Source organism: Ruegeria sp. ANG-R (assembly GCF_000813985.1).
GTDB lineage: Bacteria > Pseudomonadota > Alphaproteobacteria > Rhodobacterales > Rhodobacteraceae > Ruegeria.
In genome coordinates this window covers 333,515-356,960 of sequence record NZ_JWLJ01000001.1, presented here as the reverse complement: position 1 = coordinate 356,960, position 23,446 = coordinate 333,515, and the positions used below count along the sequence as shown (strand labels likewise).

Annotated in this window: 19 protein-coding genes, 1 tRNA gene and 3 pseudogenes; 8 read left to right on the top strand and 15 right to left on the bottom strand. The window is 56.6% G+C overall.

Going from position 1 to position 23,446, the window contains the following annotated elements; genetic code table 11:
* Together RA27_RS24305 and RA27_RS24640 are read right to left on the bottom strand one after the other, a co-directional pair.
* Positions 1 to 1,619, bottom strand: a pseudogene (locus RA27_RS24305) (hypothetical protein); the annotation flags it as partial.
* A 739-nt stretch (positions 1,620 to 2,358) separates the two neighbouring features.
* Positions 2,359 to 2,472: pseudogene (locus tag RA27_RS24640) on the bottom strand (IS6 family transposase); the annotation flags it as partial.
* 348 nt (positions 2,473 to 2,820) lie between these two features.
* Between RA27_RS24640 and RA27_RS01665 the strand changes: the two are divergent.
* The 6 genes from RA27_RS01665 to RA27_RS01640 all read left to right on the top strand — a co-directional run bounded on the left by RA27_RS01665 (position 2,821) and on the right by RA27_RS01640 (position 9,915).
* Positions 2,821 to 4,983: a TonB-dependent siderophore receptor gene (locus RA27_RS01665; protein ID WP_039534368.1), complete on the top strand. Its 2,163-nt coding sequence runs from the start codon at positions 2,821 to 2,823 to the stop codon at positions 4,981 to 4,983.
* 62 nt (positions 4,984 to 5,045) lie between these two features.
* On the top strand, positions 5,046 to 6,029 hold the full coding sequence (locus RA27_RS01660) for an iron-siderophore ABC transporter substrate-binding protein (protein WP_052265133.1): 984 nt from the start codon (positions 5,046 to 5,048) through the stop codon (positions 6,027 to 6,029).
* Positions 6,001 to 7,062, top strand: coding sequence for an iron ABC transporter permease (locus RA27_RS01655; protein ID WP_343294153.1), 1,062 nt, complete (start codon positions 6,001 to 6,003; stop codon positions 7,060 to 7,062). The genes RA27_RS01660 and RA27_RS01655 overlap by 29 nt, the downstream gene beginning before the upstream one ends.
* The gene (locus RA27_RS01650; RefSeq protein WP_039534365.1) at positions 7,059 to 8,069 is read left to right on the top strand and encodes an iron chelate uptake ABC transporter family permease subunit; all 1,011 of its coding nucleotides are present in this window, start codon (positions 7,059 to 7,061) and stop codon (positions 8,067 to 8,069) included. The genes RA27_RS01655 and RA27_RS01650 overlap by 4 nt, the downstream gene beginning before the upstream one ends.
* A gap of 1 nt (position 8,070) precedes the next feature.
* Positions 8,071 to 8,853, top strand: coding sequence for an ABC transporter ATP-binding protein (locus RA27_RS01645; RefSeq protein WP_039534364.1), 783 nt, complete (start codon positions 8,071 to 8,073; stop codon positions 8,851 to 8,853).
* Positions 8,854 to 8,865: 12 nt separating this feature from the next.
* Positions 8,866 to 9,915, top strand: a complete 1,050-nt coding sequence (locus tag RA27_RS01640) for a siderophore-interacting protein (protein WP_039534362.1) — start codon at positions 8,866 to 8,868, stop codon at positions 9,913 to 9,915.
* Between the two features lie 2 nt (positions 9,916 to 9,917).
* On the opposite strand, the pseudogene RA27_RS01635 reads toward RA27_RS01640, so the two are convergent.
* The 6 genes and pseudogenes from RA27_RS01635 to RA27_RS01610 all read right to left on the bottom strand — a co-directional run.
* Positions 9,918 to 11,078: pseudogene (locus RA27_RS01635) on the bottom strand (IS1182 family transposase); the annotation flags it as partial.
* A 278-nt stretch (positions 11,079 to 11,356) separates the two neighbouring features.
* Entirely contained in the window at positions 11,357 to 12,868 is a 1,512-nt protein-coding gene (locus RA27_RS01630) for an AMP-binding protein (RefSeq protein WP_039534360.1), read from the bottom strand.
* Positions 12,865 to 14,286: an aldehyde dehydrogenase family protein gene (locus RA27_RS01625; RefSeq protein WP_039534357.1), complete on the bottom strand. Its 1,422-nt coding sequence runs from the start codon at positions 14,284 to 14,286 to the stop codon at positions 12,865 to 12,867. Before RA27_RS01625 ends, RA27_RS01630 begins: the two co-directional genes overlap by 4 nt.
* 59 nt (positions 14,287 to 14,345) lie before the next feature.
* Positions 14,346 to 15,305, bottom strand: coding sequence for a tripartite tricarboxylate transporter substrate binding protein (locus tag RA27_RS01620; RefSeq protein ID WP_039534355.1), 960 nt, complete (start codon positions 15,303 to 15,305; stop codon positions 14,346 to 14,348).
* A gap of 44 nt (positions 15,306 to 15,349) precedes the next feature.
* Positions 15,350 to 15,805 (bottom strand): tripartite tricarboxylate transporter TctB family protein, encoded by a 456-nt coding sequence (locus RA27_RS01615; RefSeq protein ID WP_039534353.1) that lies wholly within the window; start codon positions 15,803 to 15,805, stop codon positions 15,350 to 15,352.
* Positions 15,802 to 17,313 carry a tripartite tricarboxylate transporter permease gene (locus tag RA27_RS01610; protein WP_039534352.1) on the bottom strand — a complete coding sequence of 504 codons (1,512 nt, stop codon included), beginning with the start codon at positions 17,311 to 17,313 and terminating at the stop codon, positions 15,802 to 15,804. The genes RA27_RS01615 and RA27_RS01610 overlap by 4 nt, the downstream gene beginning before the upstream one ends.
* 113 nt (positions 17,314 to 17,426) lie before the next feature.
* Here RA27_RS01610 and RA27_RS01605 point away from each other — a divergent pair, with 113 nt between their 5' ends.
* Positions 17,427 to 18,458, top strand: coding sequence for a LacI family DNA-binding transcriptional regulator (locus tag RA27_RS01605; protein WP_039534351.1), 1,032 nt, complete (start codon positions 17,427 to 17,429; stop codon positions 18,456 to 18,458).
* Between the two features lie 280 nt (positions 18,459 to 18,738).
* Here RA27_RS01605 and RA27_RS01600 read toward each other — a convergent pair whose 3' ends face one another.
* The 7 genes from RA27_RS01600 to RA27_RS01575 all read right to left on the bottom strand — a co-directional run bounded on the left by RA27_RS01600 (position 18,739) and on the right by RA27_RS01575 (position 21,928).
* Entirely contained in the window at positions 18,739 to 18,918 is a 180-nt protein-coding gene (locus RA27_RS01600) for a hypothetical protein (RefSeq protein WP_039534350.1), read from the bottom strand.
* Positions 18,919 to 19,414: 496 nt separating this feature from the next.
* Positions 19,415 to 19,873 carry a hypothetical protein gene (locus RA27_RS24570; protein WP_206539979.1) on the bottom strand — a complete coding sequence of 153 codons (459 nt, stop codon included), beginning with the start codon at positions 19,871 to 19,873 and terminating at the stop codon, positions 19,415 to 19,417.
* A gap of 337 nt (positions 19,874 to 20,210) precedes the next feature.
* Complete coding sequence (locus RA27_RS01590) at positions 20,211 to 20,441, bottom strand: DUF5681 domain-containing protein (protein WP_039534349.1); 231 nt, start codon at positions 20,439 to 20,441, stop codon at positions 20,211 to 20,213.
* 26 nt (positions 20,442 to 20,467) lie between these two features.
* Positions 20,468 to 20,680: a DNA methyltransferase gene (locus RA27_RS24300; protein ID WP_052265131.1), complete on the bottom strand. Its 213-nt coding sequence runs from the start codon at positions 20,678 to 20,680 to the stop codon at positions 20,468 to 20,470.
* Complete coding sequence (locus RA27_RS24565; RefSeq protein ID WP_052265130.1) at positions 20,677 to 20,868, bottom strand: hypothetical protein; 192 nt, start codon at positions 20,866 to 20,868, stop codon at positions 20,677 to 20,679. The genes RA27_RS24300 and RA27_RS24565 overlap by 4 nt, the downstream gene beginning before the upstream one ends.
* A gap of 491 nt (positions 20,869 to 21,359) precedes the next feature.
* Complete coding sequence (locus tag RA27_RS01580; protein ID WP_039534348.1) at positions 21,360 to 21,635, bottom strand: 4-fold beta flower protein; 276 nt, start codon at positions 21,633 to 21,635, stop codon at positions 21,360 to 21,362.
* 203 nt (positions 21,636 to 21,838) lie between these two features.
* Positions 21,839 to 21,928 (bottom strand) — tRNA-Ser (locus RA27_RS01575).
* A gap of 204 nt (positions 21,929 to 22,132) precedes the next feature.
* Here RA27_RS01575 and RA27_RS01570 point away from each other — a divergent pair.
* A complete protein-coding gene (locus tag RA27_RS01570; protein WP_039534347.1) occupies positions 22,133 to 23,428 on the top strand; it encodes an SPOR domain-containing protein in 1,296 nt (431 codons plus the stop codon).
* The last annotated feature ends 18 nt before the right edge of the window (positions 23,429 to 23,446 follow it).

Genomic DNA, 23,446 nt, shown 5'->3' with positions numbered 1-23,446 from the left:
CCGCCCGAGCCCACCCCGCCGGACGACCCCCCGCCCCCCCCGCCGCCGCCAATGGATTGCGCGATAATCCCGCGGGCGCCATTCCCTCCGGTCACGATGCGCCCCAGATTGGTCACGCTGACCGCCGCACCCGTTCCACCCCTGGACCCTGTGCCCCCGATCGCGACAAGACCATATGAGTTCGCACCCGTACCGCCGCTGCCGCCGATGGACTGGGCCATGACCCCATCGGCGCCTGCGCCCGAGGTCAGAATGCTTCCGGTACCCTGCACGGTTGCGCTGACGGCATCCCCGCTGCCGCCGTTCGAACCGATGCCGCCAAGCGACAGGGACACCAGACCGCCGCCCGTTCCACCCGAGCCGCCGCCACCGCCGATCGATTGGGCGACAATCCCGCGCGCGAAGTCACCTCGTGTCTCAATCGCACCGCCATGCGAGACAGTGACCCTGCCCCCGTTGCCGCCATTGTCCGCACCGCCGATCAATGAGACCAAAAGGTTACCGCTGGTTCCGGCTGACCCGCCGGAGCCACCGATGGACTGGGCGTAAATCCCGTTCGCGTAGTCGCCCGTCGTCAGAATACTGGCGCTCGAGGTCGTATTCACCACCACCGTACCGCCACTGCCGCCATACCCGCCGTCACCGGACGAGCCGACCAAACCCCATTGCGACCCGCCGTTGCCGCCGTTGTTCGAAACACTCAGCGCATAGATACCATCGGCCGAGTCCCCGGACGTGGAAATGTCACCCCGTTGCGTGACGGTCACATTGCCACCATCGGCCGAGTGGCCGCCTGTGCCACCACCCGGTGCTGCGAAACCGCTACCACCGTCGCCGGCTTCACCACTGCGACTGAACGCAAAGATCCCGTCGTTGTTGCTTCCCGAGGTCTGAATCGCGCTGCTGGAAGCCTGTGTCGCGTTGACCGTACCGCCTTCGCCGCCATCCCCGCCATCGCGCCCGTCCCAGAAACTCAGATAAGAGTCGCCGCCCTGCCCGCCGTCACCACCAACGCTGCCCACTTGCCAACCGACATTACTGGTCGCGTTGACATCTCCGGTCAGGGTCTGGGTCTGCGTTGGGCCATCGGCACCATTGCCGCCCGAGCTTGGCGGCACAACAAGCGCGCCATCGCGCCCGTTGCTGCCATCGCGCCCGTAGACAACCTGACTCACACCATTGGGGCCGGTGACATTTTCAGTCGGGGTTACAGCTCCAGGGGTGCCGGAACTGTTAAAACTGCTATCGTATTGAGCCTGGGTCAGTTGTGTCGACAAACTGGCGGTGCCCGTGGCGCCCGCACTGCTGATCTGGGCAGTTGTTCCTGTTATCGATACAATTTGAAAAGCAAGCGGGGGATTGTCGTCATTGTAAATCGTGTCGCCCGCTGCCTTGACCAGAAAGACATAGCCGTCCGCAGTTTCCACAAAGGCAGTTGTCCCGGCAGTTGGGGTCGAAGCGGGGTCCACGATCAGACCGGTGACAGTAGTATCCAGACCGGTCACCGGGTTGTTGACAGTGTCTCCAACGATGGAATCTGCGGTCGGCGCCGCCATAGAAGACGTTGAAACCAAAACAAAAAAGGAAACTGCATACAGCAGATTTGAATTCTTTGTCACTGCTAAGATCCCGCAACCCAATTCACCAGCACTGATGACAACAAGGCGTAGACCCGAAAAGCAGCAAGCTGCAATTCGACGTTTCCCCATCACCACGTCAAACAGAATATGCGCAAGCTAAAGGAGAATAGATTTCTAAAATTAGCCTAAAATTGGTTTCGAACAGAATATTGCCAAAATACAACACTCCGGATGAACCGATTGATTGGCGCGCGGTTTCTGCGGCAGGGCAACAAAGGCGGCGCGTGCGTATTAGCGGAAGCACCAGCCTGCGACCGTCAAGGATGGAGCCGCGTCACGAACTCCGCGCCCGGAGGCACAGCGGGTGCGTTACAAGTTCGCTAAAACTGCCTTCCAAAACCGAGCACCTCACTGTGAGGAACAAGCCTCGCCATGAGATTGCAAGAGGGTGGCTGTGGGAGACACGAGCCGTCGTTAAGCGGTCATCACTATCAAGAAAACACAATATTAAGACCCAAGCCGGGAGTGGGTAGACGCCTGGCAGTGCTGTCAGACAAATTCGAGCTAGTCTCAGCAAGATCAGTAGCGCTGCCCTTTATGCCACGCAAAGATCGCACTACTCGGCGAGAGCGGCGGTGCGTGTCAGCTTGAAGGTGTCTCGGTCGGCGAGCGATCTTTACTGGCTGAAGCGGTTGTATACGGAGGAACGGGCGGAGGCGAATTTCTCCAAACTTCACCTGTGCCTGAAACGCTGCATGGCGCGTTCTCGTCTTTTCCACCAATAGCGAACAGTTTCGTGGCTCACGTCGATGCCTCGCGCGTGCAACAAATCCTCGACATTCCGAAGCGAGAGCGAGCATCGGATGTACAGCATCACCGCAAGGCGGATGATCTCGGGACTGGTTTTGAGACTTGAACGGCGATTGTTTAATCGTGCGCGAAGGCTACGAGAGCCTCCTACCCGCCTCAACCCAAGTTCTTCCGACATGACCTTATTGATAATAACTCCCCCACATTAACTTGACAAAAATACTATGAAAATCTACTCCGCATCCAGAGCGTGCATGGCACGTGCATCAGCGAGACCGCTGCAGCCGATATATGACGCTTAAGGTCCAGCCAGACATTGAGGGACAGCAAACCCGTGCAGAGGTGAAAACACCCAAGCCAAGCGGGGATGCTTTCGTGTTTCAAAACACATAACGCGCCGACGAAATCCGTCGACGCTTGGAGACGGAATATGTCAACACGAAGCAAGGTTCTGGCAGCAGGGCCATTGATGATATCTGTTGGGCTGGCTGCTCAGGGCGTTCAGGCCCAATCAGAACCGGACGAAATCGTTCTGGACACCATTACGGTCGAAGGTGACGACACCCGACCTTTAGAAAGCGTCGAAGGGTATGCCGCCGAGGCCGCCGGAACGGCCCTGCGCGGTTTGCCCGGGGATTTGAGAACGACACCGCGTTCAGTCACTGTGATCACCACTGAACAGGTCGAAGATCAGGGCGCGCAATCTCTTGAGGATGCAATTTCATATACACCTGGTGTAACCGTTCAGACCTATGGCCAAGACGGGCGTTACGACCAGTTTGCGATCCGAGGCTTTGAGGCCAACACGTCTTCGAACTACCGTGACGGAATGCCACTTCGAACCTATGGCTGGGGTGCGTGGCGGACTGAATTGTTTGGTGCTGAGCGGATCGAGGTTCTGCGTGGCACAACATCGGATCTGTATGGTGCGAACCAGCCTGGCGGCATTGTAAACTCGGTCACAAAACGCCCGAGATTCACTTTCGGCGGTGAGGTTCGTGGAACACTGTTCGGCTACGGTGGCGGCGAAGTTGCAGTTGACGTCACCGGTCCTGCATCGGATCGACTGGCCTATCGTTTTGTCGGTGTCTACAACAATTCGGGCACAATCTTCGACGAGGTGGATCAAAGCCGTATCTATCTCGCTCCATCCTTTACCTGGAAAGCGACCGACCGAACCAACCTTACGGTCTTTGCGCAATATCAAAAAGATGATGTGCCCGACAGCTATGTGATCGTACCCGAGTACGGGTCACTGCGTCCCGACCCCGTGGCGCATTATGGGAATGATTTCTATCCGAACAACCCAGACCGAAACACGATCGAAACGACGCAGAAATACGTCGGGTATGAGTTGGATCACGAGTTTGACAACGGACTAACATTCCGCTCCCGCGCGCGCTTTGCGCGAAACGACTGGTTCAACGAAACTGCCTATACTTCGTTCTTCTTATCTTCGAGCGGGGTTCCAGACGCCATCGACACTGGCGTTTTGACAAACTTCGATGTGGACCAGCGTACCGACGAGACCAGCCTGGATAACGCTCTGATGTATAAATTCCAGACGGGTAACATCGAAGGGACCATCATCGGTGGGATTGACTACTACAAAGCTGACTATGACAACACTTATAGTTTTGGGCCGGGCGGGTTCGTTGACCTGCTGAACGGAACCATAACTCCGGTGCCTCCCGCACCTGCTGTCACGGCAGAGTCGCAGGACATCACGCAGACGGGCCTGTACGTTAACGGCTACGCGACCATAAACAACAATTGGGTTGTTAATCTTGGCGTGCGGCAAGACTGGGTTTCGCGGGATTTCCAACAGACATCGGCAACTGGCACTCTGGATCAAGACAACGACCAAGACTACACCAGTGCGAATGTCGGCGTATCCTACAACTTTAACAATGGTGTAACGGTCTATGGTAACGCCTCGCGTTCCTTTGACCTTCCTCCATTAGGCGCGGATATCAACGGAAACCCGCTGGATGTAGAAAGGGCAAAGTCTTACGAGGTTGGAACGCGGTTTCAGCCCTTGGGCACTAACTCGCTCGTAAGCCTGGCACTGTTCCAGATTGACAAGACGAACACGACGCAGCCGGTTCTGGGCACGCCGTTTGTGCAACAAACCGGCGCCGTCCGGTCGCGCGGCGGCGAGTTGAGCGCCAACTACAACTTTGCAAACGGGCTGTCCGTTCTGGCAGCGTATACCTATCTCGACGCTAAGTTCCGTGATGACGCGACATTCGGCGACAACCGAGTGGCTCGAGTTCCGGAACACTCGGCGTCGATCTGGCTTAGCTATGCTGTACCGCAAGTCGAAGGCCTGACCCTCGGCGCAGGCGCACGTTACATCGGTTCGCGTTTCTCAGATGAGGCGAACACTGCTGAATTTGAACTTGACTCGGTAACGCTTGTCGATGCGTCGATCTCTTACGAGTGGGACAATTGGCAGGCAATCCTTGCAGGTCGCAATCTCGGTGACGAGGAATACCTGACCTATTGCTTCGGAACACCTGGTGCATTTTCGAACGGTTGCTCCTACGGCGCTGGTCGCTCGATCGAGGCTTCACTGACTCGCCGATTCTGATTTGAAAACGGCCTGGGTGGGACAATCCCTGCCCAGGTCATTTGCATAGGACAAGACAAATCATGCGCAGATTATTGACCTGTATGGCATTGGCACTTCTTCCCGTAGGGGTCAGCGCCGATTCATTTCCGGTCGAAATCGAACATCGGTTCGGCGTCACCGAAATCGAGACGCAACCAAAAAAAGTCGTTTCTCTCAGCTTCATCGGTCATGACTTTTTGTTGGCCCTCGGGATCGCGCCTTATGCATTGCGAAAATGGTACGGTCCCGATCGTTTTGGTGTTTGGGCCTGGGGGCACGATGCACTGGGGGATGCAGAACCCATTGTTATGCAGGGCGAAATCAATATCGAGCAGATAGCCGCAATGCAGCCCGATCTAATCCTGGGTCAGTGGTCCGGAATGACCGAAAGAGATTACACCCTGCTTTCGCGCATCGCGCCGACGGTGGCACCCAAAGCTGAATACGGTGACTATGGCACTCCGTGGCAAGAGATGCTGCGAACTGTCGGCTTGGCGACAGGGACATCGGAGAAAGCCGAAGATGTAATTGATCGGCTCGAGGGTCGGTTTGCGGCTATACGCAAAAGCCACCCTGAGTGGCGAGGGGCGTCATCCGTGATGGTGTGGGCCGGGGAAACCGGTGCTTATACGGAACGGGACATTCGCGGTCGTTTTCTGGAGGACCTCGGATTCGAAGTGCCGGAGGCCGTCAATCAACGCGGCACCCTGGACAACTTCTATGTACTAATCCCTGCTGAGGACCTGTCACCTATAGATGCCGACGCTTTGGTATGGATCGACGCGGGCGGCTCTGCACCCGTGCTCAACCGCATGCCTCTACGTCCAACGATGCGGGCCTACAAAGAAGGGCGTGAGGTATATGCCGACCCGCTCTTGTCAGCTGCCCTGTCTCACTCAAGCCCCCTCAGCCTCGACTACGCGCTTGATAAACTCGTGCCCCTGCTGGAAGCGGCGATGGATGGTGACCCAACAACAGTTGTTCCTTCGTCGCGCGATGCCGGCATTCTGCCTGAGGGTTTTTGAAATGACCGTCCAAACAACTTCCGTTCCCTCGGAACCGTCACGCGCTGAAACTCGGAGCCTTTGGCTCTGTGTGTCGGTGCTGGGGCTTCTCGTGCTTTCGGGACTCGCGCTAAAACTCGGATTGCGATCAATAGACTTGTCGCACGTATGGTCGGCTTTCACTGCGTTCGATGTTCAGAGCCCCGACCAGATCGTTATCCGAGAGATCAGACTGCCGCGTCTCGCTGCTTCGGTTCTGGCTGGTGTTTCGCTGGGGATGGCCGGGGCTTTGATGCAAGGCATGACGCGCAATCCCTTGGCTGATCCGGGCCTTTTGGGAGTCAACGCCGGGGCGTCGCTGGGCGTTGTTATTTGCATTCTGGTCTTGGGTGTGACCGATCCCGCCGCATTCATCTGGATCGCGCTTGGAGGCGGCCTCGTCGCATCCCTTCTAGTGTTTCTCTTGGGCGGCGGGAATCAGGCAAACCCGGCGCGTCTGATCCTGGCCGGCGCCGCAGTGTCGGCTCTGTTTCTGGCTCTCAGCCGGTCGCTGTTGTTGATCAGTCAGCAGACCCTGGATGTCTACCGGTTTTGGGTTTTGGGCGGGTTTGATGGCGTCGATTTTGACACCATTCAAGCTCTGCTCCCGTTCTTCGTAGTTGGCGTCGTGATCGCGCTGTTTGCCGCATTTGCTCTGAACGCGTTGATGCTGGGCGAAGACACTGCGCGCAGTTTGGGAGTGCGGGTGGGGTTCGCACAGGTTCTGATCGGTCTGGCGATCGTCATGCTATGCGGTGCCACAGTTTCGATGGCTGGCCCGATTGCCTTCGTCGGTCTGATCGTTCCGCACCTAGCCCGACGCGTAGCCGGAGCCAACATGTGGTGGATGCTTTTGTTTTCGGCCAGCTTCGGTGCCGTGTTGATGACGGCAGCTGATCTGCTGGGCCGCCTGCCCTTGTTCGGAGGCAACATGCAGGCCGGTGTCATGTCGGCCATGATCGGTGGGCCGATCCTAATCTGGCTTGTTCGTCGCTACGGAGTGACCAAGCTATGATTCTGCGTCTGCCCTATCTTTCCTTTCTGTTTTCCCGTCGCGCCATAGTCGCCGGTTCGGCCTTGGCAATTCTGCTTGCGATCACCCTAACGGTTTCGGTGAAGTTGGGTGCCTTTCCGCTCTCATGGTCCCAGATCATTGCGACCTTCGCGCGGCGGGCTGATGACGTGCAGCAAATGATCGTTCTGGACCATCGTCTCCCTCGTATCCTGACTGCAATTGGAGCCGGTGCAGCATTTGGCCTTGCCGGAGCAATGTTTCAGACAATGCTACGCAATCCACTTGCGACCCCGGACGTGATCGGGTTCAGCGCGGGTGCCAGTTGCGGGGCTTTGCTGGCCATGATCCTGACCGGAGGGTTCATACTGCCGGGCGCACTTGCCGGCGGGTTAGTGACCGCGGCCGCCGTCACCGCGCTTGCATGGCATAATGGTCTGCAGCCCTATCGCCTGATCCTGATCGGTATCGGGGCCAGCCTGACCCTATCCGCTGGCGCAGACCTATTGATGACCAAGATTGATGCTTTAACTGCCGCCGAAATGGCCAAATGGCTGATCGGAACGCTCAACACGCGCGACTGGAGCGATGTGAGATTGGTCTGGCTTGGCCTGACCTTTCTTTTCCCTCTGGCGCTTTGGCTGCAATTTCCTCTGAGCCGGATGGCGATGTCAGACGATATCACCACCGGTCTGGGACTTCCTCTTTCACCGCTGCGTTTGCTTGTAACCGCCTGTGCGGTAGCCCTCGTCGCCTTGGGTGTAAGCGTGGCGGGCCCCCTGCCCTTTGTTGCCTTTGTATCTGGCCCCATCGCGCGACGCATCGTGCGCGGCGGAAGCCCAGCAATGTTACCCGCGGCGACGGTCGGAGCTTTGGTCACTCTGTTGGCCGACATGGCAGCACGTTCATTTCCAATCGTACAACTACCGGCCGGGGTATGCACCGCAATGATCGGGGCGCCTGTCCTTATGTGGCTGCTTTTGGTGCAATTTAGAAAAGGAACCCTCTGAGATGTCTCAGCCCTCTCGTCTCATGGCCAAGGATCTCTCGGTTTCCTTTGGCAAATCTTCTGTTTTAAACGAGCTATTCGTGACAATCCCGGACGGAAGCCTGACTGTTATCGTCGGTCCCAACGCATGCGGGAAATCCACGTTGCTCAGATCGCTTGCGCGATTGCAATCGGTGCAAAAAGGGCAAGTCGTCCTGGATGGCAAGGCAATCCACAGGCAGAGCAGCCGTTCGGTAGCGCGCCGCCTTGCGATCTTGCCGCAGATGCCGACCGCACCCGAAGGCTTGTCCGTTCACGATCTGGTCGTCCGAGGACGTACACCGCATCAATCCGCACTCCGTCAATGGTCTAAAGCGGACGCTGCAGCAGTTGCCAATGCTTTGGACAAAACGGGTATGGCGGATAACGCCCATCGCCCATTGGAGTCCCTGTCCGGAGGCCAAAGGCAACGCGCCTGGATCGCGATGGCATTAGCTCAGGATACCGACATACTGCTTTTGGACGAACCGACAACCTACCTTGATCTGCCACATCAGATCGATCTGTTGACACTGGTGCAGAAACTGAACCGGGAAACCGGACGTACGGTTGCCATGGTGCTGCACGACATCAATCTCGCTGCACGCTTTGCCGATCACATTGTCGCTTTGAAAGATGGCAAGGTACATCGCGAAGGATCGCCAGCCGAAGTGATTACCGAACAGACAATGGATCAGGTCTTTGCCCTGCCCTGCACCGTGATCGCTGATCCGGTGCACGGAACCCCCCACGTTATTCCAGCCTGAGAGGAGGCTTCGATGACCATCCGCCCCGAATTTTCTCTGCACGCCGAAACCACATTACCCGAACTGAGTTTTCCGGCGATGCGTATGGTGATGTTGCACGAAGCGCAGGAACACGACCTCCCGGTCATCGAAGACACTGATGAGCGTGTCACGCTGGAAACGCCGTTTGGTCACTACAGCTTTGGCGCAGTGCCCGGAGGCGTCACCGCGACGGTGTCAGCCGCCAAGCAGGATTGGCTATTCATGCTTAAGGAGAGCCTTGTTGAGCATCTGATGCACTTTGCACCGGATGCCGCCGCCGTGCTGAGATGGTCAGATGCTGAAAAAGCCGGTGGCCTGCCGCCCAATTTTCACTTTGCTACGGTTCAATCAGTTCGCGCCATTGGAACGTGTTTTCTGCGCGTTCGGATCAAGGCTCGGGGTTTGTCCAGTTTTCAGGATGATGCAATTCACTTTCGTATCGTTCTGCCCCCGGAAGGAGTTGACGAAGTAGAGTGGCCCTTTGTTTCCGAAAACGGAGCAACGGTTTGGCCCAAAGGCGACAAGGCGCTGCACAGGCCGGTCTATACAACGCGCTGGATCGATCGCGACGAAGGTGTGATGGATTTTGACGTGTTTCAACATGACGGTGGTCGCGTATCGGCGTGGGCCAGTCAGGTTGAGCCAGGAACTAAAGTAGCTGTGGTAGGTCCCGGGGGCGGCGGAATCCCCGACACACGGCGCATTCTGATGTTTGCTGACGAAACCGCCCTGCCCGCAGTCGCACGTATCCTTGAAGACTTGCCGGAAGACAGCGAAGGACACGTTACCGTTCGGGCAGAGGGCGGCCCCGAATGTGCCTATCCTCTCAGCGCGCCCAGTGGAGTTTCGATAACCTGGCTTGGTCCGGAAAATGACCAAAATCTGTCTGATATCGCATTGGCTGAGCACAACGAATTTCCCGACCATTTCCTTTGGTTCGCCTGCGAAAAGGCGGACGCACAGAAAGTCAGGGCTGCCTACAAGGTGAAGGGCGGCGATCCGGCAACTTCTTACATTGCTGGCTATTGGAGCAAGTCATGAAACTCTTCGTATTCTTCACGTGTGATTTTTCGAGCATCGGCGTTCGGGCAGCACTTGGCTTTCGACGGGTAGGTCTGACAGACTTTTTCAAGGCGCGATAACAGGCCGTTCCTTTGCCGGTTTGCCCTCTGTTCGGATCCGAGTAGTTGCGGCGGAATTGCCTCAATGTATGACCTCCGGGACAGATGTACTGATCGTTCCCGGCGTCCCATTCGAAGTCCGCATGGGTCCAGATTCCGTCGTTGCGCCCGGATTTATCAAAGACAGGAATGTGCGGCACGATCTTGCGGTCGACCAGCCATCCAAGAAGTGGCCCGGTGCCGTAAGCGGTGCCGGCGATCAGCCGTTCGGGGTGCAGATCGAACTTGTCCTCTACCCGGTCCAGCATGGTTTTGGTTGATCCGACCTCAGCTTGTCGGATGGACCGTGTGGCTTCCACATCCGTTGCCTGGCAGTCGTTTGCTTTGCAAACGATGTGAGGGGACGATGACGCCATGGTCCGTGTCGATCAGATAGTTGCCGGAATAGCTAAAGAATGCTGGACCTTTACGGGCCGCCGCCCATTGGCTTGCAGGGTCAGAATGTGAGGCGAAATTGGGCTGCACCTCACGCGCAGCTCTGAAAGCCGTCTCATCCAGAGTGTTGAGATACTCCTTCACAGCACGGAGCGCATTCGCCGGATCAATGGCCGATACGTCCCATTCTTCTTTTGGCGTTGAATTCTGTTTAATGGCATCGGCTTCGACTGCCATGCGCTGCCCGTTCACCAGACCTTCTTCGATACACCGCGCAACAGTCGTCTCGAACAGATGACGCAGCAGTTCGCTCTCGCGGAAGCGTCCATGCCGGTTCTTGGTAAACGTCGAGTGATCAGGCGCGCGGTCAGTCAGATCGAGACGACAGAACCAGCGATATGCCAGGTTCAAATGCACCTCTTCGCACAACCGTCGCTCGGAGCGGATGCCGAAGCAACAGCCGACCAGCAGCCCGGGATCGACGGAGGGCCGGCCGGTAGGGCTATAGAAATCCGCCAGATGGGCACCGATGACACCAAGATCGAGGAACCGATCAATCGAACGCAACAGGTGATCTTGAGGGACATGGTCCTCAAGCGAGACTTCGTAGAACAACGCCACCTGCATTGCCTGCTTCGGTCCCAGCATCGCCAATCCTTCCGCTCGTCGAGGAAATTGATTCAGCGACTTACTGCGCGATCAAGCAAAAGTTCTTCAACGCAATACGCCCAAAGCGGACTTCCACGTTCCAAATGCGATGTCGCTCTGCTGTCCGTCAAAGCTGCCTTTGGTGTGACGCATAGCATTTCAGCACCTGAATTGACGGCAGTCCGGCTCAAAGAAGACACTAAGCAACTCTGACGGTGCCGCTGCGCAGCATCAGAAGTGCGAACACTGGATTTTCAAACACACGGCGTCACAGAAGTTTATATCTTCAAGTCGTTCGCCTTGTCGCCAACGATCTCGAGTATTCTGTTTCTCTGAATCTTTCCTGACGGTCCTTTAGGAAGCTCCGGCAAGATATGAACTTCATCAGGGGACTTGAAACGCCCCAATTGAGCTTCACAAAGTTTCGTCAGGCCCAGAGATGTCACTTGGGACCCTTCGCGAATTTTGACAGCTGCCTCGACGGTTTCACCATAGCTTTTGCAGGGACGCGCAAAAGCGGCGGCTTCAACAACATCGGGATGCGAATAAAGCGCTTCATCAATCTCTCGGGGCGCAATGTTTTCGCCACCTTTTATGATCAGCTCCTTCAATCGGCCGGTGACAAAAACATAACCGTCCTCGTCCATGCGGGCGAGATCACCGGTTCGTAACCACCCGTCAGACGTAAACGTGCTCATGGTTGCGTCTTGGTCGTTGAGGTACTCCAGCATTACATTTGGTCCGCGAATGACCAATTCACCTTCTGATCCGTGTGGAACCTGTCGAAGGTTCGCGTCAAAGATTGCCGCCTCGTTCCCATATGCAATGCCGGGTGAGCCTATCTTGCGAACGCCTGGAGGCAACGGATTGGACAGAATTTGTGCCGAGGTTTCCGTAAGACCCATAGTTTCCACGATGGGGATCTCGAAACGGTCTTCAAAGGCGCGCTGTACATCCGGCGCCAATGCCGAAGACGCAGAGCGACCGAAACGCACTCGCTGGCGAGTAAGCGCATCCGGCTTGGAACCCGAATGTAGCAAGTGTGAAATGATAGTTGGTACAACTGAAAACCAGGTTGCCTCGACTTTACCAAGGTTGTCCCAGAAACGGCTGACCGAAAATCGTTCGCACATAGCCAACGACCCGCCTGAGACAAGCGTTCCCATGACTGTCACGCACAGCCCGTTGATATGGTAGATCGGCAAAACGCAAAACCCGCGATCAGCCTCGGACAACTCATGAGCGATCATAGTCGTCCAGCCGCCTGCCAGCAGGCTGGAATGTGTGTGAACCACGCCTTTTGGACGCCCAGTCGTTCCCGAGGTGTACATCAACAGCGCATGGCTATCGGACGAGATGCTGTGCAAGTTACCGCCATTGTCGACAACATCTGCAACTTGTAACGGGGTGATCCTCGCAGGATCGGCTGTGCGCTCGAAGAGTTCCATTTGTCCAGGATGCACAAAGCTATAGCGTGCACCACTGTGTTCCAGTGCATAGGCCACGGCGCTGTCACCAGCGACAAGGTTAATCATCGTCGCCCGGAATCCGCCATACAGGACGCCGAAAAGGATCTCTAGCGCTTCACGGCAGTTAGGGTATAGGATCGCAACGCTTTCTCCTTTCTCCACACCCAGGCCGGTTAACATAACTGCGATGCGGCGGGACGTTTCGCGCAATTCCCCCCAACTCAGGTCCGATGCCCCGTCCGGAAATACGAACCCGGTTCCGCCATGACTTGCTCTGTGATCCAACCAATCGCGGACGGATCCTGCCGGTGGTTCCATCATTTTCCAACCTCCGACCAGTATTCGCCGAAAACCTCCTCCAGCCCCGGTTCGCGCGGGGGGGTTTCCCGAATGATCTTGGTGGTTTGGACGAAATGCCGCCAATGCAGGTTGGTGTCGATGGAATTACCACCCCAGCTGCCACAACCCATCGAAAGGGAAAAAGGCATCCCATTGGTGAAGCTACCACCCGTGGCAAAGGTATGCGGCTGATTTACGATGACCCGGCAGGTTGGCAAATCACGACCCAGCCCAATCGCACGCGCGTCGTCATCAGTATGGATGCCAACCGAATGCCCGGCCCCCTGGTGCGCCAAAATGCGAGACGCAAGGGCCTTGGCCGCCTCAAAATCTGCAGCACGATAGAGAGCCAGGACCCGACTGAGCTTTTCGCCTGACAAAGGATGATCCGGGCCGATTCCGTCTGTCTCCACCGCCAGATATCTAGTCCCCTCAGGTACTTTGCCCGCCATCCCCAAGGCTTCGAGCATATTTTCGGCGTCCTGGGCTATGACTGAACGGTTGAGATGTCCATCAGGCCAAAGTCGCGCCACGATATCACTTGCCTCAGAGGACGGCACCAAAGCGCCGCCCTCGGCAGCCATTGCGGCCACGAACGCGTCATAGACAGCGTCCACCACGACCAGCGCGTTCTCAGAAGAACAAGACGTCGCGTTGTCGAAACATTTTGAAGCCGTGATTTTGGCTGCCGCTGCCTGCAAATCAGCGGTCTCGTCCACAATCACGGTCACGTTGCCGGCACCAACCGCCACGGCCGGGGTACCACAGGATTGCGCACGGTGGACATTATTCTGGCTACCAGTACAAATCACCCGATCAACAGTTTCCATAAGACATTGCGTCTTGGCCTTTGATCCGGGTGCGGGGATCATCTGAACCAAATTGCGGTCCAGCCCCAGCTTGTCGAATTCGGAATGGATGTAGTCAACCAACATTTCGCAGGACGCCACGCCTTTGGGTGAGGGTGCCACCACGATGGAGTTGCCGCCTTTGAGCGCGTTGATGATGTTGTTCGCGGGCGTCGCGGCGGGGTTGGTTGACGGCACAACCGCACCGATCACGCCGATCGGGCGGGCAATCTCAGTGATGCCAGTTTTCGGGTCATCACTAATGATACCATGAGTTTTCGCGCCAGCGATATCCCGTAACAAACCCAGCGTCTTTCGGTGGTTCTTTGTGATCTTGTCCGGCACGTTGCCCAGACCGGTGGTTTCAACCGCAGTTTCCGCCAGCGTCCGATTGCGCGTTGGTTCCATGATGGCCCATCCCGCTGCCAGTGCTGCTTTGTCGTATAGCGCCTGACTTCCACCAGCTTCGAAATCCCTCTGCGCCTTGCGCGCCTGAGCTACGATACGATCTACTTCGGCTATTTCCGGTGAAATCCCGTCCTGAGCGTTCATCTTGGTCCTCGATATGTTGTTCGGGGCGGACCAACTCCGCCCCACTATGTCCGTCCGGATTAGAGACCGGCCAGCAACTCGTTCAGTGTTTGCTGACGCTGCGCCCACATCTCGATCACTTCGTCACGTGTCATGATGTGCATAGGGGAACCGCCAGCCTCCATTTTCTTGGCGACGCGAGAATTGGCGAACATCTCGGGTACGGTTGCCGAGAGTTTCTCGATAACTTCGGGTGGCGTACCTTTGGGCACCATCACACCTCGGAAATTGACTGAGGAGTTGTCTACATCCAGACCCTGCTCCATCATTGTCGGTACGTCCGGCAGGAACGCATTGCGCTCTAGATCGGCAACGCCAAGGATTTTGACATTTCCAGCTTCTTGCGCGCGGAAAGCATCGGAAAGGTTGTTGATACCGCCCATGACTTCACCGGCAATCACCGCTTTCATGGCCGCAGCCCCGCCGCCTTTGGTCGGGATGTAGGCCATTTTGGTTCCAGCAGCCTTGTCGATCTGTAAGGCTGCAATATGGTGGCCAACAAAGAGGCCTGCCCCCGATACAGTTAATTTCCCAGGGTTTTCTTTGGCAAAGGCAACCACGTCTTCCATCGAGTTGAATTCGCTGTCCGCACCGACCACGAAAACCGCTGGGTCAGCGCCCCAGTTTGCGATGGGTTCAAAACTGTCGGCCGAATACTCAACGCCACCCTTAATCGATTGAGCAATAAAGTGCGGCACGTTGTACGCCGCCAGCGTATAACCATCCGGGTCTGCCTGAGTGGCAAACCAGTTCCAGCCTACGCGCCCGCCGGCGCCGGGTTTGTTGATAATGGCTATGGGCATCCCCAGCGCATCCTCGTTCCCGGCGGTCATGGTGACGATCCTCGCCTGGAAATCGGTCGCACCACCTGCACCGTAGCTGACCATCAACATAAGTGGTCGTTCAGGATAGTCCTCGGCCGTCGCCGTGCCTGTCAGGCTCATAAGGGCCAATGCCGCCCCTGCTATCATTCGTCTCATTTGCGTTTCCTCCCAGATAAGGTTCAGCCACGTGGATCATGTGGTCAGAACAGAATTTCCTTTGGTGTGTAGACGTTTAGAAGCATGGCGAAGAGACCGTACATCACCGTCACAAAGACACCCGTGATAATGCAGCGCTTCATCCAGCTTTTTGCCTCGTCGTGCGGGGCCGGGTCGTAAATCGACAGTAAAATGAAAAATGCGATTGCCGTGGCTGTATAGAAGCCCAGCGATTTGGCGGCCCAGAACACGTAGATAAGCGTAATGACCAAGCCCGGCAGCATGTTCAGGAACATCGTGCGTGTTACACCATTTCCGACCTTGGACAGGCCCATCACCGCTTTGCCAAATGTCCACCCGGCCAGAACCACGAAAACTGATGCGATTAGACGCGGGAACAGGAATGCCTCGGCCGGTTGCTGGGTATAGCTGACCCAGGTCACCCATAGACCGACGGCAAATACCAGACCCGACCCGAATACGTGTTGCGAGCGGTTCATGCCTGCGCCTCCTCTTTGGTGGTGTAGCGACGGTGGCGCAATTCCATCCAGACCGAGTAAGCGATTGAGGCAAGCACCACTGCAATCAGCAACAGGTTCAGTCCACCAGTTAAGAAATACGAAGCCTTGCCGACGGTCGCGTCGGCGATCATCCCGCCTTGAATAAAGTTGGCTTCGGCGATGGGGCCAAGGATCAGACCCAGCACCAGCGGTGCGGCAGAGAATCCGAAACGTTCCAGAAAGAACATGCCGATGCCAAGACAGGCCATGACATAGACGTCGCCCATCGACCCCTGCACCGAATAGGCCCCGAATACAGACAGTGCCAGAACGATCGCTGCCATCACCGATTGCGGGACTTGGGCTACACGTGCTGCGAGCCCGGCGACATAGAGGCCAAAGACGCACATCAGAACCTGTCCAATCAGCATCGAGTTGATGAATGTCCATGCCACGTCTGGATGGTTATCGAAGAGGTCGGAACCCGGGAAAATCCCATGTATCAGCAATCCGCCCAGCAGCACGGCGGCGGTTGGGCTACCTGGGATCGAAAGGGTCAGCAGCGGCACCAAAGACGGGCCCACCATCGCGTTATTGGCAGACTCCGCGGCGATTACGCCTTCGGAATGACCTGTGCCGAACTTGTCTTTCTCGGACGAGAATTTCTTGGTCTGATCATAAGCGACGAGCCCCGCGATTTGCCCTCCAACACCGGGGATCAGACCGATGATCGACCCAGTCAATGTTCCGATGCTCAATGCTCGAGTACGGCTGAAAAGCTCTCGGAAAGCTTCGAGGATAGAATGCCGTTGTACTTCAATCACTTCGGCACCGGTGTTGTGGCGACCCTTTGCGAACATTGTCAGCACCTGCGGGATCGCGAACAGGCCAATCAGCGCGGCGATGATATTGATGCCGCCGCCCAACGCGGGGTGAAAGATAAAACGTTGCGCCCCCATGATGTCGTCAAAGCCAATTGTGGCCAGCCACAACCCGATACAGCCTGAAAGCAGACCTTTGACCACCGAGGCGGAATCCAGCGTCCCGATCACTGTTACGCCCAGAATAGCCAGCCAGAACAGATGTGACGGCCCGAAAGCCAAAGCCCATTTCGCCAACACGGGGGTCAGAAAAATCAACAGAAGCACGCCAAAAACGCCGCCCACGGCCGAGGCCAGAAACGACAATTGCAGCGCCCGAGCACCCTGCCCCTGTTTGGCCATGGTATGCCCGTCCAACGTCGTTGCGATATTTGCTGGCGCACCGGGGATCTTAAGCAAAATAGCACTGACCGCACCACCTGCGACGGTCGACGTATAGGCCGCACCCAGTAGGATCAGACCTTGCGCAGCCTCCAGTTGAAAGGTGAACGGGATCAGTAGTGCGACCGCCATTGTGGGCGACAAGCCCGGCGTCGCCCCCAGGATCAGCCCCCCAATCGTGCCCCCCAACAGCAGCATGAAAGACAGCGGCGTGAATACATCTCCGAAGTAATAAATGAAGTCCATTCAGGGCCTCCCAACCCATCGGTTCATGTTTTTACTTTTGTTGACAAATCAGGGTAGGCGATGAAAATAGTATTGCAAATGTTTTCATAAATTCGACCAAACGGGAGAATATTATGTCTAATTTACAAAAGGGTAAGGTAGATATTGTAGCCGTCGCAAAGGCCGCAAAAGTGTCACCGTCAACAGTGTCCCGCACGTTCAATCACCCGAATTTGGTCAGCCCCGCGACTCGGAAAAAGATCAATCGGGCGGTGCAAAAGTTGGGGTATATCCGAAACCGTGCTGCGCAGACGATGCATGGCAAACGTTCCGGTACCATCGGCCTGGTGGTCCCTACGATCAACCACGCCATTTTTGCCGAGGTCATTCAGGCCTTCTCGGACTCAATTGATAAAGCCGGATTCAGCCTGTTGCTAGCGTCCCACGGATATGACCTTGATCGGGAATACGCGATGGTCCGCAAGTTTCTTGAACACCGCGTCGACGGAGTAGCGCTTGTAGGATTGGAACACTCCGACGCCAGCACCCGACTGATCGAACAGCAGAAAATACCCGCGCTCGCTATTTGGAATTATTCGGAAGATTGCATCCTTCCGTGTGTCGGGGCCGACAATCGGCTGGCCGGGCGTCTTGCAACAGAACACCTACTGGCCTTGGGGCACCGTAACATTGGGCTGATCTTTCCCCAAACCAATGGTAATGACCGCGCGCAACATCGAATTTCTGGCGTACATGCTGCGCTTACCGAAATGGGTATATCCGTTCCGAGTGAGCATGAGTCCGAAGCCCCATATAGTGTGTCGCAAGCCAAGAAAGCGGCCATATCCCTTTTGACCGAGCGCTCTCGTCCAACTGCTCTACTTTGCGGAAATGATGTCATCGCGCAGGGAGCATTGTTTGCAGCCCAAAGCCTTGGATTGAAGGTCCCCGACGACCTGTCAATCATCGGCATCGGAGACTTTAAAGGATCAGCAGACGTGGAACCGGGCCTTACCACCATTCGCATCCCAGCAGAAACCATTGGAAAGCTAGCCGGCGAAAGATTTACCGACTACATTACCTCAGAAGATTCAGCTCCTTTTAAAATCTGCTGCGAGCTGGAGCGTGTCGTTAGAGGAACGACAAGCCCTGTGTCCGTATATTAGCCGACTTGGACAGACTATTCCCCCAACGGAATTTGCTAGCAGTTGGACGTTTTCTGGAACGCGAATACAAACCGCTTTAGTATACTAGGTTGACTGAATCTAAGTGTATCGAGTGTCCGCTTTGTGTTCTTGAACAAAGTCGTAGTGCAACCGCGGTGTAGGTCAGCTTTCCAGCCCATTCGGCCCCAATGACCAGGGTTTCGCTGGATGATTCAAGGCCGACCATCGGCCTCGGACTTTGTGTTCTGTTCTACCGCCGTCTGATCTGTTCGCGAGTGCCCTAAAGACGTTCGATATTGATCCAGTGGTCGCGGCCTAGCGCCCGGTAGACCCCCAGTCCCTTGGACCAGTTCAGAAAATGGGCAAAGCTGTCGACCTGATCTTCGTTTCGCACGCGTATAAAGGACTGCAGCTCCTGTTTGAACACCGCCAACAAGGGCGCGTCTGCCTGCAGATACACCTTACCCTATTCGACAGGACCGCAAGCGGCCTGGAACCGGGCTTCCTTGTCCGATTAATGCGTTCGTAGCACCGACGGCCATCACGAAACAACTCGTCCAAAAGCGGTTTGCCTGGGGCAGCATCTTCGATCAGAACGCGATCCGGATACCAACGACCGACAAGCTGTAACGTCTTGGCTTTCAGGTGTGAGTAGTCTACCTGCCCGCGCCAGACCTCGATGAGGTATCACACATTTTCGCCGAACCCCCAAGGTTGTGCAGGCTGAGAGGTCGGACCGGGGATCCGCAGAGATACCCATATCCCAGCTTTGAACGACCAGTTAGAACCAGCGGCAATCTTCGATGGTCTCGTAGGTACGGAACAACTCCCAGCTCAAGGGCGATCCGTCTGGCGCAATCGGGTTCTGCTGATGCTGGCAATTGAACTAGGCCGCGCCCATTTCGCCACGCTTGGTATCCCGCGTGTCCTGATCCAGACTCTAGGGATACCAAAGATCACCCGGTTTGCGGCGCATGGTATTTCCACGCACAGGAGGAACCTGCCCCATAGTCTTGTGCGATAGCGGATAGATTCAAGTACCGATAGGTACCGCGTTCGAACAGGTAACCCGGCGGATCCATCTCGTGCAGCCGTTGCGCGACCATAACCACACGCCCTTCGCACGGGCTGTCAAAGCGCGGCAGCAAGGTTCCCTCAATAACCTCCTGTGCCTTGACCAGCTCGGCTTCGGAACCTGCATCATCCGCTTTCAGCAGATCATCGACGATGATGTAATCAGCGCCATGGCCAGTAACAGAACTGCCGATGGAGATGGCCTTGCGGCTGCCTCCCTTTGTGGTGCGGATTTCTCCTGGGATGTTGCCCGTACGCGCCAGATCCGGCCCGTAGCTCACAACAATGATCTTGGCGCTCGGTGAGCGCCCCAGAAGATAAGCGACATATACGACGGCCATGGTGATCGATTTCAGGCTCCGGGGCGGAATATTGATGATCAACCACTTCGCGCACCGACACCGTGTCAAAAAGACGCCACACGAAGGGGAAGATTGTCCCGACAAATCTCGCGAGCGGCTTGCAGGACCATATTGGGATCGGGAACCGCCACCTTCCGCCTCATTATTTTCCGGACCGCCCCCGCCCTCCGGGTGGCTGGAAAAGAAGTCCCGGAGGATATCGAAGTCGACACCGTCCGGCTCAACCGCAAGAGCGCTTGCTTGCGCGTCCATGTCACTCGTGTTGAACAGATCGGCGTCGACCTCGAGAAGCGCCAGCGCAATTTCGTGTCGCGCTTCAACGCACCAGCCGTGAGCCGCTTGGCAATGCCTCCGCATTGGAAATCCGAGTTTCGTGGTTGCCTTCGCGGACTGTGATCTTGGCTTCCAGTTCGCGTTTCATACTGTCATTCACGCCTTTGGCACCTTTCGACCGCTCTTTTGGATTGCCGGGTCGGCCTTTTTTGAGCCGGGTTACTTTGGGCAGTTTACCGTAACCCTCGTCATACTCTTTCGTATCGCCAGACATGATCTGTCTCCAGCTTTGAGGCGACGTCAGCTGGCAGCAGAACGCGCATCGAACGTCTGACCTGTCACGGCGTGCACGACGCCCTGACCAGTCATCTGCTGCCAACGGCGGATAACAACATCGACGTAAACAGGGTCGATCTCAATGAGTCGCGTCTGATGTCCGGTTTTCTCAGCTGCCAGCAAGTTCGCGCCAGATCCGCCAAAAGCATCCAGCACGACATCGCCGCGATGGCTCACATTGATATAACATCTGCCACCAGTGCTTTAGGCTTCACTGTAGAATGATCAGCAAGATCCGCTTCGCGCCCTGCCCCAAAGCTGTTCACACCGGCATGATCCCAGACATTGGTCCGGTTGCCCCCTTGTTTGCCCAGTTCGACATTGTTGATTTTCGTCGTCCCCGGCTTCTTGAAAATCGCGACCAACTCGTGCCTGGAGCGGTAGAGGCTGCCATCCCTCCGCGGGTCTTGTTCCAAACGCAGAGCTTGGTGAGATCCAATCCGCCTGCCTTGCCCGCCGTAATCAATCCTTCAATGTAACGCCAGAGCAAGCGCTGGCAATGATCAAGCGGGACGCTGGCAAAGCTTTTCTAGATCTTGAGAAGGCAGTCGGTAGTAATTCCACAAAGGCAAAACAGATCCGAGCAGCACAGATCGCTGCTGACAAAGCCACCGCTTGAACACAGAAACGAAACTGTTGGAGCAGCCCCGGTACAGCGGCGCATACAGCCCCAAACTGCACTGAGACAAGGGGGGGTAACCGTCGCAAGGAGTGCAGCGGCGGTGCGGTCTCGGCAACCGCCCATCCCATAGGAAACGGTCGGACGTAAAACAAACGGAACCAGTCGACCACAGCCACTCCTTCCTGTGCGAACCGACAGGCACCCCCGCTACAACCGTCGCGGGGGTGGAGCTCCTTAGTCGGGAATATCTGGTTCGTCACCCCAGCTGGCCACACCTGCGACAGACCCCATTGCTGAACCAGCGACATTGGCGGTGGTGAAGCTGTAACCTCGGGCTGCGCTTTCGGTTGAGCGATAAATTAAGCGACCACCATCAATTGTGCCAACATAACTACCGTTTGGTCCAAAAACCCGGTCATTCGCTATTTTCCCGACAAGCTTGCCCGAACGGCTGTAAACCACATCACCTTGAACCTGAAGCGGGCGACCATTCTTTGTATAAAGGTTCATTCAAAACACCCTATCGTTACGCAGTTCTCACTACTTGCTGCAAAACTGCTACAAATTGCTCACTCAAACCAAGCACCTTTTCAATGACGAACAGCAAGTTTTCATCTTACAGCAAGGCGGCTAGGGAACCATGGCCTATCGTTAAATGGCCGTTTTCTATAAAAATATGAGGAAAGCGACCAAGTCAGGAACGGGCAAACGAGTGGCGGGGAGACAGGGATTCGAACCCTGGGAACGCTCTCACGTTCAACGGTTTTCAAGACCGCCGCATTCGACCACTCTGCCACCTCCCCGCGTGAAGCCGGGTCTAAGACGAGTTGAGCGCAGAGGCAAGCCATAAAGCGGGAAATCTTGCCGAAGCGAAAGCAGTAGTCTTTCCTTGGCCCGATGCCCGCGCTATGATCCGCGTGAAAGACCGCACGAGACTGGCATCAAGAACCAGCGAACACGCGGTGGGGCGCGGCCAGCATGGCCTTGTCAGGCAAGGGATTGAGAAAATGGAGCGAGCTACGGGCACACGCTTTGGGCCACAACGGCTGGCAATTCTGGTCGTGGCGTTGACGGCATTGGCCGGGTGCGAGGAAGGGTTGAACCCGCAAGAGACCCCGACCGAAGATGCCGCAGCTGAAAATGCAGACAACACCAATCGGTTTGAATTGTTCCCCGAGGCTGCATCCGGCAAACAGCGCGATGTTGAAGCGCCCGAAGTATTTCAGGTAACCGAAGCGGGGCTTTGGGATGGGCGGCCATCACTGGGTGGCATCTGGGTGGCGCATCCCGACGTCACGCAACCCGAGCGGGTGGTGATCAAGAACACCGCCAACAACAAATCCGTCACCGGCGCGCTGTTTCGCCGCGAGCGGAACCTGCCGGGACCTGCACTGCAGGTCTCGTCTTCAGCCGCAGAGAAATTGGGGATGCTTGCTGGCGCTCCGACCAAGGTTCAGGTTGTGGCACTGCGGCGCGAGGCGATAGAAGCGCCCCCTGCCCCGGCGGAAACAGAACCAGCCGATGACAGCGATGCGGCGGAAGGAACCGAAGCCGCGACCGAAACCGCTCAAGGCGAGGCATCCGAAAAGCCCGCGAAGCGTAAGTGGTGGCAGAAAAAGCCGTCCAGCGAGACAAGCTCTGGTGCAGCCGCCGTTGCAGGGGCAGCGGCTGGCGCAGCCGTCGTTTCATCTGAGGATGATGCCGCCCCTGCTGATACTCAGGGTACGGAACTGGCCGCGGCAGAGCCGCAAGCGCCCGAAAAGCCGGCCAAACGCAAATGGTGGCAGAAAAAGCCGAGCGACGAGGCAAGCGCTGCTGCTGCCGGGGCCGCCGCCGCAACGGCTGCCGAAGCCGCTTCGTCAGACCCTCAGACCGCCGCCTTGAGCGACCCGGAGCTGACACCTCCGGCTGAAAAACCGGCCAAACGTAAGTGGTGGCAGAAAAAGAACCCTGACGAAATCACCGAAACGCCTTTGGACCCGATTGCCGGGGCCGCAGCAGCCATCGAGGCCTCCGAGCCAACCGCCGCGGCAGCTCCAGCGGCAACAAGCGCCGCAGCGACTGGTAGCTTGTCAAAACCCTATGTTCAGGCTGGCACATTCAGTGTCGAAGCCAACGCCAAGAGTGCAGCGGGCAAGATTCGCCGCAACGGTATGCCCGCCGAAGTGTTTGAGCTGAAAAGCGAAGACAAATCGGTCTGGCGTGTTCTGGTTGGACCGGTCACAACCCGCGCGGAACGCCGGGCACTTTTGAATGACGTGAAAGACCTCGGGTTCACCGACGCCTTTACGGCCAAGAACTGACAGAACAGGAGGCCCATG

What these genes read in the sequence shown, in the direction of transcription:
- RA27_RS01570 (WP_039534347.1), top strand. Translation starts at nt 22,133, where the DNA reads ATGGAGCGAGCTACGGGCACACGCTTTGGGCCACAACGGCTGGCAATT.
- RA27_RS01650 (WP_039534365.1), top strand. Translation starts at nt 7,059, where the DNA reads ATGATTCTGCGTCTGCCCTATCTTTCCTTTCTGTTTTCCCGTCGCGCC.
- RA27_RS01625 (WP_039534357.1), bottom strand. Translation starts at nt 14,286, where the DNA reads ATGAACGCTCAGGACGGGATTTCACCGGAAATAGCCGAAGTAGATCGT.
- RA27_RS01645 (WP_039534364.1), top strand. Translation starts at nt 8,071, where the DNA reads ATGTCTCAGCCCTCTCGTCTCATGGCCAAGGATCTCTCGGTTTCCTTT.
- RA27_RS01630 (WP_039534360.1), bottom strand. Translation starts at nt 12,868, where the DNA reads ATGATGGAACCACCGGCAGGATCCGTCCGCGATTGGTTGGATCACAGA.
- RA27_RS01640 (WP_039534362.1), top strand. Translation starts at nt 8,866, where the DNA reads ATGACCATCCGCCCCGAATTTTCTCTGCACGCCGAAACCACATTACCC.
- RA27_RS01610 (WP_039534352.1), bottom strand. Translation starts at nt 17,313, where the DNA reads ATGGACTTCATTTATTACTTCGGAGATGTATTCACGCCGCTGTCTTTC.
- RA27_RS01655 (WP_343294153.1), top strand. Translation starts at nt 6,001, where the DNA reads ATGCCGGCATTCTGCCTGAGGGTTTTTGAAATGACCGTCCAAACAACT.
- RA27_RS01615 (WP_039534353.1), bottom strand. Translation starts at nt 15,805, where the DNA reads ATGAACCGCTCGCAACACGTATTCGGGTCGGGTCTGGTATTTGCCGTC.
- RA27_RS01590 (WP_039534349.1), bottom strand. Translation starts at nt 20,441, where the DNA reads ATGTCTGGCGATACGAAAGAGTATGACGAGGGTTACGGTAAACTGCCC.
- RA27_RS01665 (WP_039534368.1), top strand. Translation starts at nt 2,821, where the DNA reads ATGTCAACACGAAGCAAGGTTCTGGCAGCAGGGCCATTGATGATATCT.
- RA27_RS24570 (WP_206539979.1), bottom strand. Translation starts at nt 19,873, where the DNA reads ATGGCCGTCGTATATGTCGCTTATCTTCTGGGGCGCTCACCGAGCGCC.
- RA27_RS01580 (WP_039534348.1), bottom strand. Translation starts at nt 21,635, where the DNA reads ATGAACCTTTATACAAAGAATGGTCGCCCGCTTCAGGTTCAAGGTGAT.
- RA27_RS01605 (WP_039534351.1), top strand. Translation starts at nt 17,427, where the DNA reads ATGTCTAATTTACAAAAGGGTAAGGTAGATATTGTAGCCGTCGCAAAG.
- RA27_RS01620 (WP_039534355.1), bottom strand. Translation starts at nt 15,305, where the DNA reads ATGAGACGAATGATAGCAGGGGCGGCATTGGCCCTTATGAGCCTGACA.
- RA27_RS01660 (WP_052265133.1), top strand. Translation starts at nt 5,046, where the DNA reads ATGCGCAGATTATTGACCTGTATGGCATTGGCACTTCTTCCCGTAGGG.